This is a genomic window from Metapseudomonas otitidis (assembly GCF_900111835.1).
Classification (GTDB): Bacteria; Pseudomonadota; Gammaproteobacteria; order Pseudomonadales; family Pseudomonadaceae; genus Metapseudomonas; species Metapseudomonas otitidis.
On record NZ_FOJP01000006.1, the window covers coordinates 58,896 to 72,741 of the forward strand.

General features: G+C 67.3%; 13 protein-coding genes and 1 tRNA gene. 5 read left to right on the top strand and 9 right to left on the bottom strand.

What is annotated here, in order from left to right:
- Positions 1-66: 66 nt before the first annotated feature.
- The 3 genes from BM198_RS08905 to BM198_RS08915 all read right to left on the bottom strand — a co-directional run bounded on the left by BM198_RS08905 (position 67) and on the right by BM198_RS08915 (position 3,727).
- Complete coding sequence (locus tag BM198_RS08905; RefSeq protein ID WP_074969331.1) at positions 67-900, bottom strand: substrate-binding periplasmic protein; 834 nt, start codon at positions 898-900, stop codon at positions 67-69.
- A gap of 39 nt (positions 901-939) precedes the next feature.
- Entirely contained in the window at positions 940-2,823 is a 1,884-nt protein-coding gene (locus BM198_RS08910) for a methyl-accepting chemotaxis protein (protein ID WP_044400241.1), read from the bottom strand.
- A 214-nt stretch (positions 2,824-3,037) separates the two neighbouring features.
- On the bottom strand, positions 3,038-3,727 hold the full coding sequence (locus BM198_RS08915) for a crotonase/enoyl-CoA hydratase family protein (RefSeq protein ID WP_044400244.1): 690 nt from the start codon (positions 3,725-3,727) through the stop codon (positions 3,038-3,040).
- A 202-nt stretch (positions 3,728-3,929) separates the two neighbouring features.
- On the opposite strand from BM198_RS08915, the gene BM198_RS08920 reads away from it, so the two are divergent.
- The 3 genes from BM198_RS08920 (at position 3,930) to BM198_RS08930 (ending at position 5,140) form a co-directional block, all read left to right on the top strand.
- Positions 3,930-4,148, top strand: coding sequence for a hypothetical protein (locus tag BM198_RS08920; protein WP_074969333.1), 219 nt, complete (start codon positions 3,930-3,932; stop codon positions 4,146-4,148).
- 93 nt (positions 4,149-4,241) lie between these two features.
- Positions 4,242-4,331 (top strand) — tRNA-Ser (locus BM198_RS08925).
- 224 nt (positions 4,332-4,555) lie between these two features.
- Positions 4,556-5,140, top strand: coding sequence for a GNAT family N-acetyltransferase (locus tag BM198_RS08930; RefSeq protein ID WP_074969335.1), 585 nt, complete (start codon positions 4,556-4,558; stop codon positions 5,138-5,140).
- Between the two features lie 3 nt (positions 5,141-5,143).
- On the opposite strand, the gene BM198_RS08935 is transcribed toward BM198_RS08930, so the two are convergent.
- Complete coding sequence (locus tag BM198_RS08935) at positions 5,144-5,995, bottom strand: alpha/beta hydrolase family protein (protein ID WP_244165687.1); 852 nt, start codon at positions 5,993-5,995, stop codon at positions 5,144-5,146.
- 13 nt (positions 5,996-6,008) lie between these two features.
- A complete protein-coding gene (locus tag BM198_RS08940) occupies positions 6,009-8,807 on the bottom strand; it encodes an autotransporter outer membrane beta-barrel domain-containing protein (protein ID WP_074969337.1) in 2,799 nt (932 codons plus the stop codon).
- 262 nt (positions 8,808-9,069) lie between these two features.
- Between BM198_RS08940 and BM198_RS08945 the strand changes: the two genes are divergently transcribed.
- Positions 9,070-9,360: a hypothetical protein gene (locus BM198_RS08945; RefSeq protein WP_074969339.1), complete on the top strand. Its 291-nt coding sequence runs from the start codon at positions 9,070-9,072 to the stop codon at positions 9,358-9,360.
- Positions 9,361-9,372: 12 nt separating this feature from the next.
- Here the strand turns inward: BM198_RS08945 and BM198_RS08950 are convergent, their stop codons facing one another.
- The 3 genes from BM198_RS08950 to BM198_RS08960 form a co-directional block, all read right to left on the bottom strand.
- Positions 9,373-9,789, bottom strand: a complete 417-nt coding sequence (locus tag BM198_RS08950) for a hypothetical protein (protein ID WP_044400257.1) — start codon at positions 9,787-9,789, stop codon at positions 9,373-9,375.
- A gap of 13 nt (positions 9,790-9,802) precedes the next feature.
- On the bottom strand, positions 9,803-10,402 hold the full coding sequence (locus BM198_RS08955; RefSeq protein WP_074969341.1) for a hypothetical protein: 600 nt from the start codon (positions 10,400-10,402) through the stop codon (positions 9,803-9,805).
- A 203-nt stretch (positions 10,403-10,605) separates the two neighbouring features.
- The gene (locus BM198_RS08960) at positions 10,606-11,691 is read right to left on the bottom strand and encodes a hypothetical protein (RefSeq protein WP_083422359.1); all 1,086 of its coding nucleotides are present in this window, start codon (positions 11,689-11,691) and stop codon (positions 10,606-10,608) included.
- A 721-nt stretch (positions 11,692-12,412) separates the two neighbouring features.
- On the opposite strand from BM198_RS08960, the gene BM198_RS08965 reads away from it, so the two are divergent.
- Positions 12,413-12,754 carry a ribonuclease E inhibitor RraB gene (locus tag BM198_RS08965; protein WP_069561933.1) on the top strand — a complete coding sequence of 114 codons (342 nt, stop codon included), beginning with the start codon at positions 12,413-12,415 and terminating at the stop codon, positions 12,752-12,754.
- Positions 12,755-12,820: 66 nt separating this feature from the next.
- On the opposite strand, the gene BM198_RS08970 is transcribed toward BM198_RS08965, so the two are convergent.
- Positions 12,821-13,843, bottom strand: coding sequence for an AraC family transcriptional regulator (locus tag BM198_RS08970; RefSeq protein ID WP_074969343.1), 1,023 nt, complete (start codon positions 13,841-13,843; stop codon positions 12,821-12,823).
- Between the last annotated feature and the right edge of the window lie 3 nt (positions 13,844-13,846).

The window sequence follows — 13,846 nt, forward strand, 5'->3', positions numbered from 1 at the left end:
TCGATCAGGTAAAAGGCGCGCAGTGTACGGGTGTGCACTTTTGCCTGCAATCGCAGGCCACCGGGGTCAATGGCCGCGCCCCGGCGTGGGCAGCTCGGGCTCCAGTGCGCTGTATTCCCGCACCAGCCGAGCCACCGTGCCGTCGTCCATCACTTCGCCCAGCGCGGTATTGAAGTGCTGGATGAAATCGGCCCGGTACGGATAGGCCTCGGTGTTCAGGCGGGAGAACCCCAGGTGGCCATGCTCGGTGGACAGCGTCGGGCCCTCCACCAGGCGGCTGGCCTCGTCATGGCTCAGACTGCCGTCGCGGACCATGCGCTGCAGCTCCCAGAGGATCGACAGCCGGTCGTTGATGTACACGTCGGTGCGCTGGTGCAGCAGTTTCAGCAGGTTGGTGCGGTTGTCGCGGGCGTAGGACTGGTCGATCACCCCGGACTCCACCATGTCGCGGTAGCGCACGTCGTCCACCGTGACGAAGCCGCTGTTCAGGCCCACCCGCAACCCGGCATAGGCCCTGGGGAAGTCCTCGAAGTGGCGCTTGCCCGCCAGGCCCGGGCGGATGAACACCGCCAGGCGCTCCTCCAGGATCGGCCGGGAATATTCCATCCACGGCCGCTCTTCAGGCCGGTAGTAGGGCGGATAGAGGGCGAAGGCGCTGCCCTTGGCGATCTCCGCCAGGCCACGGGGCCAGGGGAGGGGACGGATGGACACGTGGTACTCCGGCATGCGCTTGAACACGCTGCGCAGGATGTCGGTGTACAGGCCCCGGGCCTCGCCGTTCTCCTCGTAGCTATAGGGCGGGTAGCCGGAATCGCAAAGGATGGTGACCTCGATGGGATCGGCCTCCGCGCGCCCCAGCAACAGGGCGCAGACGAAGGCGAGGCGCAGGAGCATACGCATGGCGGCCTCCGGGAATGCCGCGCCAGGCGCGGCGCGTGGTCAGATCCTGAAGCGGCTGAGCAGGCGATCCTGCTGGCCGACCTGATCCACCATCACCGCGCATTGGCGCACCTGCTGCTCGGCGCCGCCGGCCACCTCGTGGCTGATGTCGCGGATGTTGGTGGTGTTGCGGTTGATCTCTTCGGTGGTGGCGCTCTGTTCCTCGGCCGCCGTGGCGATCTGCAGGTTCATGTCGTTGATGCGGTTGATGGCCTCGCGGATGCGCCCGAGCATGTCGTTGGCCGCGCCGGCGTCCTCTGCCGTGCGGCTCGCGGTGTCGCGGCTCTGCTGCATGCGTTGCTCGGCCTGGCGTACACCGGTCTGCAACTGGTCGATCATCTGGCGGATTTCCTGGGTCGACTGCTGGGTGCGGGAGGCCAGGGAGCGCACCTCGTCCGCCACCACGGCGAAGCCCCGCCCTGATTCGCCCGCCCGCGCCGCCTCGATGGCCGCGTTGAGGGCCAGCAGGTTGGTCTGGTCGGCGATGCTGGTGATCACCGAGAGGATCGACTCGATGTTCTGGCTCAGCTTGGCCAGCTCGTTGATGGCCTGGCCGGTGTCCTCCATCTCGTCGGCCAGCTGCTTGATCGCCTGGGTGGAGTTGGAAACCACCCCCACGCCATTCTCGGTCTCCTCGTTGGCCGCCAAGGCAGCCTGGGCTGCGGCCTGGGCGTTGCGCGCCACCTCCTCGGCAGTGGAGGCCATCTCCTGCATGGCGGTGGCCAACTGGTCCAGCTCCTGCAGCTGCACCTGCAGGCGGCTGGCGGCCTGCTCGGCTTCGTGGGAGGTGAGCTGGGTACTGCCGCGAACCTGGCGGGAGCTGCTCATCACGTCGGCGATCAGCGTCTGCAGGTTCTGCAGGAAGCCGTTGAACTCGCGGGACAGCACGGAAATCTCGTCATTGCCCTCGGCCGGCAGGCGCCGGGTCAGGTCGCCCTCGCCGCTGTTGATCTCGCGCAGCGAGGCGGCCAGGCCGTCCAGCGGGCGCAGCAGGCTCTTCACCAGCAGGCTGAGCACCACCAGGCTGATCACCACGCCCAGCACAGTGCCGATCACGGCGCGCCAGCTCAGGGCATTGGCCTCGGCCATCACCTTGTCCTGGTCGAGGACCACGCCGATGTACCAGTCCATCCCCTTGAGGTTGGGCAGCGGGGTGAAGGAGACGAGCAGCTTCTTGCCTCCGGCTTCCACCTCCTGCAGCTCCTTGCGCAGCGCCGGGCTCTTGCCGTCGAACAGCTCGCTGTAGGACTTGCCGTTCAGCTTGGTGTCCGGGTGGGAAATGATGTTGCCGTCGCGGCTCAGCAGGAAGGCATAGCCGGCGCCGTTGAAATCCAGGGTGTTGACGGCATCGGCCACGGTCTTCAGGCGGATGTCACCGCCCATCACACCGAGGAATTTGCCGGCATCGGTGATGCGCGCAACGGCAGAAATGAGGATCTCGCCTGTGGTGGAGTCGGTGTAGGGCTCGGTGAGCACGGCCTGGCTGCCGTTCTTGCCGACTGCGTACCAGGGGCGCTGGCGACCGTCCCAGTCCGGCTTGGGCTGCCAGGACGCATCGTTCTTGATCGGCTTGCCGTCTGCCTCCAGTGCACCGAATACCAGGATGAATTCGTTGCGCAGCATGGGCGAATCGAACACCCGTTGGGTCTGCTCGGGGCTGTATTGGCTGTCGACGTTCTGCGCCATGAGGTCCATCAGGCGGAGCTTGGCGTTGAGCCAGTTCTCGATCTGCCGGGCCAGTGCGTTGCTGCTTTCGGAAATGCTGGACTCGGTCTGGGCGCGCAGCGTCTCGCGGACCTGGCTCACCTGGGAGAGGGACAACAGCGCGGTGGTCAGGAACAGCACGGCGGCTGCGGCGAGGCTGACCTTGTGGACGATTCTCATTCGGGACTCCCCAAGCGGATGGAAGGCTGGCGGCTACCGTCCCTGACTGCCCCACGCATTAAAAGTAATACAGGTTTGCCAAGCTCACCTGTCAACGTGCCATCACCCGTCGGAAAATGAGCGGCGCTCCACAACCGCTCCGCTGAGCGAGCGCGACCCGCCAGCATGAAAAAGCCCGGCGCTGGGCCGGGCTTCGGGGGCTTGCCGGGGGCGCTTAGCCCAGGTGCTGCTTGTCCAGCTCGATGGCCTGGTCGAGGGTTTCCAGCAGTGCCTTGCGCACCTTCAGCTTGGTGTTGCGATGGGCGGTCATGTTGATCTTCTTCAACTGCTGTGCGGCCGCCAGGGCGGTCGGCAGCAATGCTTCGGCCGGAACCACCTTGTCGAGGAAGCCGGCGTCCAGCGCGCCTTGCGGGTCGAACATCTCGCCGTTGATCACCGAGCGGTGGAAGGCGGACTTGCGCAGGCGGTCACGGGCCAGTTCGATGCCCACGTGGTGCATGGTCATGCCGATCTGCACCTCGTTCAGGCCGATGTTGAACGGCCCTTCGACGCCGATCCGGTAGTCGGCCGACAGCAGCAGGAAGGCACCCTTGGCCACGGCATGACCAGGGCAGGCAACGATGATGGGGTAGGGGTGGGCCAGCATGCGGCGGGCCAGGGTGGAGCCGGCGGCGACCAGGTTCACCGCGTTCTGCGGGCCGGAGGTCATCACCTTCAGGTCATAGCCGCCGGAGAGGATGCCCGGCTGGCCGGTGAGGATGACGATGGCGCGGTCCTGCTCGGCGCGGTCCAGCGCGGCATTGAAGGCGGCGATCACATCCGGGGAGATGGCGTTCACCTTGCCGTTGGACAGGGTCAGGGTGGCGATGCCGTCTTCGAGTTGGTAGGAGATCAGCTCACTCATGGCGGGAGTCCTTGTTGTGGAATGCGGCAGACGTTACCCACGGGCGGTGGGCAGGTAAAGCGCTTTGGCTGACTGGCAAGTCAGCCACCATGCGGGCTTCAGCGCATCCGCGAGGTTTTCTATCAGGCCGATACCCAAGACCAATTGGCCCCTGGCGCGACCGCTCCCTAGGGTGGCAGCGTTCCCCATTCCAGGAGGTCTTATGGACAAGTGGATCAATCGCGCTGCCATCATCCTCGCGCTCATCCTGCTCGGTGGTTCCGTGCTGCTCGCCCAGAGCGCCACCCTGAAAAGCCCAATGGGCGTGCTGCTGCTGTTCGTGCTCGGCGTCGTGGTCTCGTTCGGCTTCGTGTTCTTCGGCAGCCTCAAATTCGACGACGCCCCGCACCGTGCCGATGCCGAATCCGGGCGTCGGCCATAAGCGCATGAAAATTCTCAAAAAAATATTTGCATTCCGGAAAACACTCCACTAAATTAGCGCACCTCGACGGGGCCAACGCCTCAGAGAGATTCCGGTGAGGTGTCCGAGCGGTTGAAGGAGCACGCCTGGAAAGTGTGTATACGGGAAACCGTATCGAGGGTTCGAATCCCTCCCTCACCGCCACTTTCCGATACAAGCAAACCCCTGATATTCCTAGTGAAGTCAGGGGTTTTTGCTTTTCAGCGTCCGCACCTATACGTACCTGGCGCCGCCCGTATTGCCCTGCGCTCTTGTCCATTCCAGATCGGCGCTCTGCTGTTCCGCTCATCCCGGCCCTTACTGTCCCTGTGCTCCCTGGTCCTTTGTTGCGAGCATGCGTGCCCTGATCAAGCCCTGAGAGTTGGACCATGGCGGACTTGCCTGCCCAGTTTCCCGAATTCCTGCTGCCCCGCTGCACGCTGCGACGGATCCATCCCCGTGACGTCGGGGCGATCTTCGCCGGGTTGTCCCACCCCCAGGTGATCGCCCACTACGGCGTGTCCTACGACAGCCTGGAGGCGACGGACGAGCAGATGCGCTGGTACGACTCGCTCCTTGAGGAGCGCCGAGGTATCTGGTGGGGCATCGCCTTGCCGGGGCAGGACGAGTTGGTGGGCGCCTGCGGTTTCAACGACTGGTCCCACGCCGACCGCAGCCTCGACATCGGCTACTGGCTGATGCCGGAGCACTGGGGCCAGGGCCTGATGCAGGCCTGCCTGCCTAGCATCCTCCGCTTCGCCCTGGCCACCCTTGGCGTGCACCGCATTCACGCCGATGTGGAGCCCGAGAACCCCGCCAGCGCCCGTTTGCTGGAGCGTCTCGGCTTCGTGCTCGAGGGCACCCTGCGGGACGTGGAGTGCAAGGATGGCCGCTTCCTCAGCCTGCACCAGTACAGCCTGCTGGCCACCGATCCGGCAGGGCGAGCGTTGCTGGCTTCATCGCGCGGCGACTGACCCTCAGCGGCGCGTTGGGCTGCCTTTATAGGCATGGCGTTTCCATAGGGCTACCCAGTCCTGCGCCCAGCAGCAGCCATGGTCGAAGCCGGGCATCTCGATCACCTGTGACGGCGTCCCGGTGGGGGTGGCCGCCTGGAAGCGTTGCGCCAGTTCGGCGGGCGTGACCGGGTCGCGGTCGCCGACCAGGTGGACCTGGGGCAGCGCCCGCAGTTCGTCGTGGTGCTGGGCCGGGTTGTCCGAGGCGGTGAGGCGCGGGACGCGGTGCCAATCTGCCCAGGCGTCCGGGTCGAGGTTGCCGGCGACGGTGATGACCTGGCGCACATCCTTGCGTCGCGCCGCCACCAGCAGGGCGATGGCGGCCCCGCCGGAGTAGCCCACCAGCACCAGTTCCCTGGCCCCCAGGCGTGCCTTGAGGCGGTCCACGGCGTGGCTGGTGCCGGTCACCACGTCCGGGGCGAAGCGTGCCCCCGTCCAGTCCTGGGTCGTGCAGTGGCGGGTGCCCACGAACTGGCAGGGGCGGGCCAGGTAGGCGGCGCTGCCGTCCGGCTGCGCCAGGGCCAGTTGCAGGGCGAGCGGGGTGAGCGGAGTCGGGTTGGGCGAGGGCAGGGCAGGGGCGAGCCAGGCCAGCCCGTCGCCTTCCAGGTAAACGGTCAGCACCCCGCCAGCGCTGCTTTGCCGTGGGTGGTAGCTGCGCAGCACGAAGCGCCCTGCGTCCAGGTCCTCGGCCACCCAGCCGTGCGCCTGCGCCAGCGCATCGGCGTGCTGGGTGCGCTCGGCCGGGGAGGGCACCGTGGCGCAGCCGGCGAGGGTGGCCAGCAGCACCATCAGGGCCAGGTGCGCCCGGGCGTTCATGGCGCAGGCCTGGTCAGAACATCCAGCGCAGTTGCACCGAGGCGGTCTGCCCGAGGAAGCCTTCCTTGTGGGTGGCGTCGTAGCGGCCGGTGATCTCGGTACCAGAGGCGGTGGTGTAGGTCAGTCCGGCGCCGGCCCGCTGGCTCCAGGCCGGCTGATGGGTGCCGTAGGTGACGAACGCCGCGTCCGGTGCGCCGGCATAGGTCGAGGTGATGCTGGCGTCGCGGTTGTACAGGTCGTAGCCGGCGCCGAGGTTGGCGCTCACCTTGAGCTGGTCGCTCAGGGCGTGGGTCAGGGTGCCGTCCACGCCGAGCACCAGGGCGTCGGTGCTGCGGGACTTCACCTGCAGGTCCAGGCCGCCGGCACCTTTCTCGCGATAGGCCTCGTCCTCGATCCAGGTGTAATCCAGGCGGATGGACGGGGCGAAGGTGGTGCTCGGCGCCAGGGCGAAGCGGCGGTCCACTGCCACTCCGGCGTGAGCGGTCTTGCTGGTGTAGTCGGACTTCGCGCTGAGGCCTGCCAGGTCGATCTGCCGGCGCCCGTCATTGTTCATGCGACCCCCGTCGAGCTGGAACGACAGATCGCTCTGGGCATCCAGCGCGTGGCGGCCGTAGAGGATGAGCTGGTAGCTATCCACATCGGCGCTCTGCTTGGGGCCGCCGGAGTGGCTGGAGACGTCGGTCTTGGCGTAGGCGAAGGCCACGCCCAGGTCGGTGTCCGTCGAGAGGCTGCCGTCGAGGCCGGCCACCAGCCCCTGGGTGTCGGCGCTGTAGCCGTTCACCCCGTTGCGGCTGTCCTGGCGGGAATGGGTGGCGAAGGGCTTCAGCCAGAGGTGGCGGTCGCCCAGGAAGGCATCGCCTGACGACAGGCCGCGAGCGGTGTCGATGCGCGACTGCACCACGGCGTTGACGCTGCCGAGGGTGTCGCGGGCCAGGGACAGGGAGTTGCCGGTCAGCAGTGGCAGGGTTTGCTCGACCCGGTCATTCACCTCACCGGCATCGCCGCTGCCGAGGATGCTGTTCAGCGCCTGGGCCAGATCGGGCGAGTCGGTGCCACTGGCCAGCAGGGCGTCCCAGATCGAAGCGGCACCCCGTGCGCCGGGCTGGCTGGGGGAGACGGCCGCGCTGATGCTGGTCATGCCCGTGTCGCGCACCACCAGGTCCACCGCGTTGTTGCGGAACAACGCGGAGAAGGCATAGCGCAACGAGTTGTCGGTGACCTGCAGGCCGTTGTTGGTGACGCCGCCGTTGGCCGTCAGCACGTTGGTCAGGTCGCCGCCGGCGAAGGTGGGCTTCACGTCCACCGCGAAGGTGCCGCCGAGGTTGGCGCTGCCGCCCACTGCCAGGGTGCTGTAGCTGCCGCCGGCCGCGGCCAGCCCCAGGGTGCCGCTGGCGGTCTGGGTGAAGTTGCCGCCCACGCTGCTGGCAACGGCCGAACCGGTGGCGAGCGGGTTGGCGACCGTCGCGCCTTGTTTCAGGTACAGGCTGCCGGCGTTGTTCAGGTTGGCCAGGCTGCCGAGGGAAACGCCCCCCAGGAGGGTGCCCCCGGCCCGGTTGTCCACGTTCAGCGCAACGCCGTTGTCCACCTGCACGGCCGTGGCGGCGCTGGCGACGGTGCCGGTGTTCATCACGCTGCCGCCGCTGGCCGAGGTCACGCGGATGCCCGCGCCGGTGGTGGTGAGGATGCCGCTGTTGCTGATGTCCACCGGCCCGCTGTTGGATTCGGCCAGCAGGCCGGTGAGGGCGTTGATGCGCCCGGCGTTGAACAGGCTGATCGTGCCCTGGGCGCTGGCGGCCGCCATGCCCGCGTCATGGGCGGCATTGATGAGGCCGCTGGCGGTGTTGGTGAGGGTCACGGTGCCGGTGCCGTTGGTGTAGGCGCTGATGCCGTGGAAGTCCGGGCTGACCTGGGCCAGGTTGGGGTTGCGGTTGGCGGTGATGCTGCCGCTGTTGGTCACCCTCACATTGCCGTCGGTGCCGGCTGCCACCACCGCGTCGTAGTGGTCGGCTACCACGGTGCCGCTGTTGGTGATTTCCGCACCGCCGTTGGCGGACCAGGCGATCAGGCCCTGCCGGGTGGTGGAGCGCACGCTGCCCTGGTTGTCGATGCGTGCGGTGCCCTGGTAGTTGATGGCCCGGGCGCCGGCCTGGAACGCATGGACCGTGCCCAGGTTGGTGATGCCCACATCCACCGGTGCAAGGCTGGCCGAGCCGCCATCGGCGTACAGGCCGCGGCCGTTGGCGACCGTCACCTGCCCACGGTTGATCACCGATACCGGGCCATTGTTGGAGGTGGCAGTGATGCCGTCCGAGTTGGTGCCGTAGCTGGTGACGGTGGCGGCGCTGTCCACGCGGATTTCATTGCGGGTGGACGTGTCGTTGCTCTCCGAGCGCAGCCAGACCGCGCCGAACGGGCCGGCCGAGGTGATGCTGACGCCGGAGCCGATCAGCAGGTTGGCGTTCCAGTCCGCCTGGCTGGAGTACATGTACACCGCCGGGTAGTCGCTGCGGTTCAGCACGGTGGTGCCGTCGATGGTCAGGGTCTGGGTGAAGTGGCCGGTGGCCGAGGGGTTGCTCAGCACCGCCACCGAGTTGGCCGTCACGTCGGTGACGGTCAGCGAGGAGGCTCCCGCGTTGCCCTGCATCTGGATGTCGGTCGGGCCGCATTGCAGCGAGGCCACGTTGCCGGACGTGGTACAGCCGGTCAGCGGCGTTGGCAGGGCGAAGGCGGAAGAGGCGCCGAGCAGAAGCGAAGCCTGGGCGATGTGTTGGGCAAGGCGACGGAGCGGAAAGGCGGTGGTGGTCAGCCGCATGGTGACGTCCCTGTTCAGGTGGTCGTATGGCGGGCACACCAGTGGCCCGCGGTCATGAAGGTTCCGGATGCCAGCGCGATGCCCCGGTCGCTGTACCCGATGCCCCATGCCGCTGCCGGACGGATCGTCGAATGGGTTTGCATTCGTGTCCTGTCTTCTGTGGCAATAGATATAACCCTATTTTCTTTGTAAGAAAATTCCTTGATGGCATGTTGCCTTTGGGTAAATCTGCCTCATCACCTGGATGATGAGTGCTGCCGACATGAAGTCTTCCCTTTTGCTGGCGCCGCTGGCCTTCCTGGCCACGCTGGCCCTGGCACAACCCACCACTCCCTCTCCCGATGACGACGAGATCGCTCGCCGGCTGATCGAGGCGTCCATCGCCCGCTATGCGGGGAGCTGCCCCTGTCCCTACAGCACCGCCCGCAACGGCAGCCGCTGCGGGCGGCGCAGTGCCCATGACCGGCCGGGCGGCGAGGCGCCCTTGTGCTTTCGCGAGGACGTCAGCGACGAGGCCATTGCCCGCTACCGCGCGCGCATGGCCCAGGAGTGACGATCCGGGGGATCAGGGTGGCCCGTATTGGATGCTGGCGCACCCGCTGGACAGCAGTAATTCGCCGTCATCGGCCTCGAACGCGGTGATGGTCCGGGTCTTGTCGACGGTCACGGAGATGATGCAGCGGTTGGGGTGGTGCACGTTGTCCCAGTAGTGGGTGGTGACCAGGGCATTGCCCTGCTGCTCCGTCGAGCTGCCCACCACTTCGCTGCGGTAGTAGGAGGTGTCGGTGGTCCAGCGCATCACCACCTGGCCATCGGCGAGGGGCGTCATCTCGTCGGGGCGGCCGAAGTAGCTGATGGCGTCTTCGGCAGGGCGCCCCATCCATTGGTTGCGGGCCAGTATCTCGGGGAGCGTGTCCATCTGGATGCAGCCGGACAGGGCGGCGGGCAGGGCGAACAGGGCGAGCAGGGCGCGTAGGGTCATGGGGGCCGTCTCCTCAGCGCTTGGGCGGGTTGCCGAGCAGGATGTCGAGGTCGCGCATCACCCCGTCGGTGCCGTTGCGCACCGCGCCGGGTGCCTGGTCATAGGCTGCTGGGGTCGTGAGGCCCCAGATCTGCGTACGGGTGACCTGGGCCAGCACGTCCGCCGTGGTGTTGCCGATCCGCAGCATGGCGTTGCCTTCGCGGTTCTGCGCGTCGCAGGCGAAGGTGTAGGCGCGGTCGACCCAGCTCTGTGGCACCGGTTTCCAGCCCTGCGGCGAGGCCAGGTTGGAGGGGGTGTTGGAGCGCATGTAGGCGGTGATGCCGTCGAACTTCACCAGGCGCTGGCGGCACTGGAACTGCATGCTGTAGTGCACGAAGTTCGGCGCCTCGGCGGATTCGAGCACCTGCACGACCCCGACGCTGCGCGGGGCCTCCGTTTCGCCTGAGACCCGGCGCTGCTCGGCCACCGACAGGGCGTCGGCGTAGAACATGTCGCGCTCCGGTGAATCGCCCGTGCCGAATATCACCCACCAGTCCGCGGCGAGGGCCGATTGCGGGGTCTGGGCCAGCAGGGCCAGCGTGGCGGCCCCGATCAGTCTGTTCCTAGTGTTCATGCGGTCTTCCCTGGTATGCCGGTCTGCGGCGCTGGGCGAACGGTAGCGAGCCCCCTGGGCGGCATGAATAGGGCGCATGGACTAGTGGCAGGGTGCTTGTTGGCGGACTGTGCGCCAGTGCGCAATGCGATGGGCCGGGGCCCTGAACGCAACACCCCCTGGAGTCGTGGACTCCAGGGGGTGTTGTCTGGCGCGGGAGCGGCTCAGCGCTCGAGCACGTAGGTTTCGCCCCAGATGGAGTCGTCCTTGACCGGCTTGGCGTTGAGCTTGACCGGGCGGTACTGCAGGTTCGCCAGGGCCTTGCTCATCTTCATGTAGCCGTACTTGGACGGATCGCTGGCGCTGCGGAACTCCTGCAGGCCGGTGGGGATGCGCACCATGTAGAGCGCCGAGAGCTGGCAGTCGAGCTTGTCATTGGCCACGCGCCGGCAGTCGCTCTGCTCGAAGCCGACGTTGGGGGCCTCCGGGTAGAAGCCGTCCACCAGCACCGCCTCGCCTGGGGCCACCTCGAAGGTGGCGAAGGGCTTCTTCAGGTCGCTGTAGGCCTCGATGCTGGCCACCTTGCGTTCCTTGATGTCCGCCACCCAGCCACCCGCCGAGGTCTGCCGGGTGACGTCGTAGGCGTTGTTGCCCCAGCTCACGCATTCGCCGCTGACCACTCGTACGGCTGCGCAATAGCTCTGGTTCACCGTCTCGGTCTGGTACTGCGGGTCCTGCCAGCGTTGGCCCCGGTCGAACTCGCTGAACGCCTTCTCCACCAGCGTCACCAGGCCCAGGGGGGAGGGGGTGATGTCGCGATTGGCCTGGGGGTTGGGCGCGGTGGTGCGCGGAGAGTTGTAGACGCTGCCCATCAGGTCGTACTGGCCGGGTTCGACGATGTAGACCTGGTACAGGGTGCGGCCGAACACGGTCTGGTAGTGAGAGCCGTGCACGCCGATCTTCTCGGCCTTCATGTTGTTGCCAACATGGAGCACCCGCTTGGGGTTGGCGCGGTTGCGCCATACGGCGGTGCCGGTGCGCAGCTTCTCGAAGCGCACCGTGTCGTCATTGTTCTCGAAGTCGTACTGCTGGCTGTCGAGGTTGATGGTGGTGGTCACCACCACCGCCATGCCGGAGGCCAGCGCCGCCTCGAACAGGTCGTCGGTGGCGGCGTGCAGCTGGCGGGCCTGGCTGACCACTTCCTGCTCGTACTGGCGCTGCTGGTCCATCAGCGACGGCGGCGCCACGCAGCCGCCGAGCAGGGCGAGCGAGAGGGCAAGGAGACTGAGGCAGGGGAGTCCGTTCTTCATGGGCGTTCCTTCGGGAGGCGGGCCTGGAAGCCCGCCGGGCTGGGCGGGCAGGGATCGAGGTCGCCGAGCATAGCGACGGTGCCCGTCACGGTACGCCAACCGGCTCACGCTTGGCGGTGGGCTAGTACATCCGTACTAGGGAAGGGTGCTCCCTGCAGGAGCCGGGAGCTGAGGGGGTCAGAGCGGTTTGATGGTGCCGAGGCGGTCGTTGATGACGTAGGTGCGGTTGCTCTTGTCGATCAGGATGATCTCGGCGCCCGGCTGGCCGTCCTGGTCGCTGACGGAGAGGATCGAGTACTCGGTCGAGTTGATCGGGTAGTCCTTCTGGGTGTTATCCGCCGGGTGGAGGATGGTGATCCTGTCCAGCTTGTTGGGGTTTCAGCGTTTTTGGGCGCACTTTGTTATAGGCTCCGGATGGTCAGCATATCGGCGTCGAGCGTACGCTGAGCCGCCCCCCATTCAGTGCTGCAGGGATGCCGCCCGTCGTCCGACCGGTGGCTTCCATCCATACTCCCCGGCAGAGCTGCGCGCTGCGCGCTACCCTGAAAACCGATGCAGTCGATCGTTGTGTACAAGCCAAGCCGTGGCCGGCCCCTCGGGCCCGGTCACACCCGGAGCCCGCGTCCGTGGGCACGGGTGGGGCGGCGCCGCCAGGCGCCGCAGGTCGAGTCCCTCGACCCCAGCGTCACACTCATCCATCGCCAGAGAGGAGGTCTTGAACATGAGCACCACCTTCCACGATGACGTCAGCAGCAATGTCTTGCGCCGTATGAAAGAGGGCGGTTTCGATTTCGCCCGCGTTCACCCCATCGAGTTCTACGCCATCTTCCCCGATGAGGACCGGGCCCGGATGGCCGCACGCAATTTCCGTGGTGAATCGCTCAACGCCCAGGTCTCCCCACGGGATGACGGGGCCTGGCACCTGCAAGTGAGCAAGGTGATGTACGCCACCCACGCCGGCATCGGCGACTTCGAGCATGACCTGGAGGAGCTGGTGGTTCCCCTGGGCGGTGTACTCGATGGCTGGGGGGTCACCCAGGAGGTGCCGGCGCAGCCGCGCTGAGCCCTGTTTCCTTGCCCATGCCGGCCAACCTTCGGGTTGGCCGGTTTCGTTCTGGGAGGCGGCGGGTCAGCGTTCGTCGCGGCGGAACTGCCCGGGCGAGACGCCCTTCCAGCGCTTGAAGGCGTGGATGAAGTTGGACACCTCGCCGTAGCCCAGGCGCTCGGCGATCTCCTCCAGGCGCAGGGCGGTGGAGTGCAGCAGCTCCTCGGCCAGAGTGCCCAGCACTTCGTCCTGCAACTGGCGGAAGCTGGTGCCTTCGGCGTCCAGGCGGCGCCTGAGGGTGCGCGAAGTCATGTGCAGCTGGGCGGCCAGGCTTTCCATGTCCACCCGCTGGCCCGGTCGGCCCAGCAGCAGGTCGCGGATGCGGCTGGCAAAACCGTCGCGTTGGCGACGGCGGTCCAGCAGGGCGCGGCACTGGGCCTCGCAGTAGGCGGCCGCCTGGGGGTTGGCACCGGGCAGGGGCAGGTCCAGCAGGGTGCGGTCGAAGGTGATGCAGTTGTGCGCCGCGCCGAAGGTCGGCTCTACGCCCAGCAGCGCACGCCAGGGCGTGGTATCGGCCGGAGCGGGGAGGGCGAAGCAGGCCCGGCGCACCGGCAGGCCGCCGCCGGCCAGGTCACGGTGCACGCTGAGCGCGCCGGATACGTCGCGTTCCAGTACGAAGCCGCGCAGGTCCTCGGGAAGCGACGAGGGGATCAGGTGCAGCTGCGCCGCGTCCCCCACCTCATCGAGACGCAGGCCGTGGAAGGCATAGGTCAGGTCCTGGTAGCGCAGGCCCAGCTCCACCGCGCTGCGGTAGGTGCTGCTGCTGAGCAGCGCATAGCCCCAGATGCCGTAGGTGTTCAGGCGGTAGCGCCGGCCGGCTTCGAGGCCGATGCCCGGACGATCCCCCAGCCCCCGGGCGATGTTGCGCAGCAGGCTCAGTTCCTGGGCCGCGTTCACCTCCGAGCCGGGGTCGCCCAGCAGCTGCCAGTCGAGCCCGGTACCGGCCAGGCAGTGCTCCAGGCTCAGGCCGTGGTCGAGGCCGAACTGGATCATCAGCTGCACGCTGGTGGCGCTGCGACGGTGGGATGTGGGAGCAGGGCAGGTCATGGT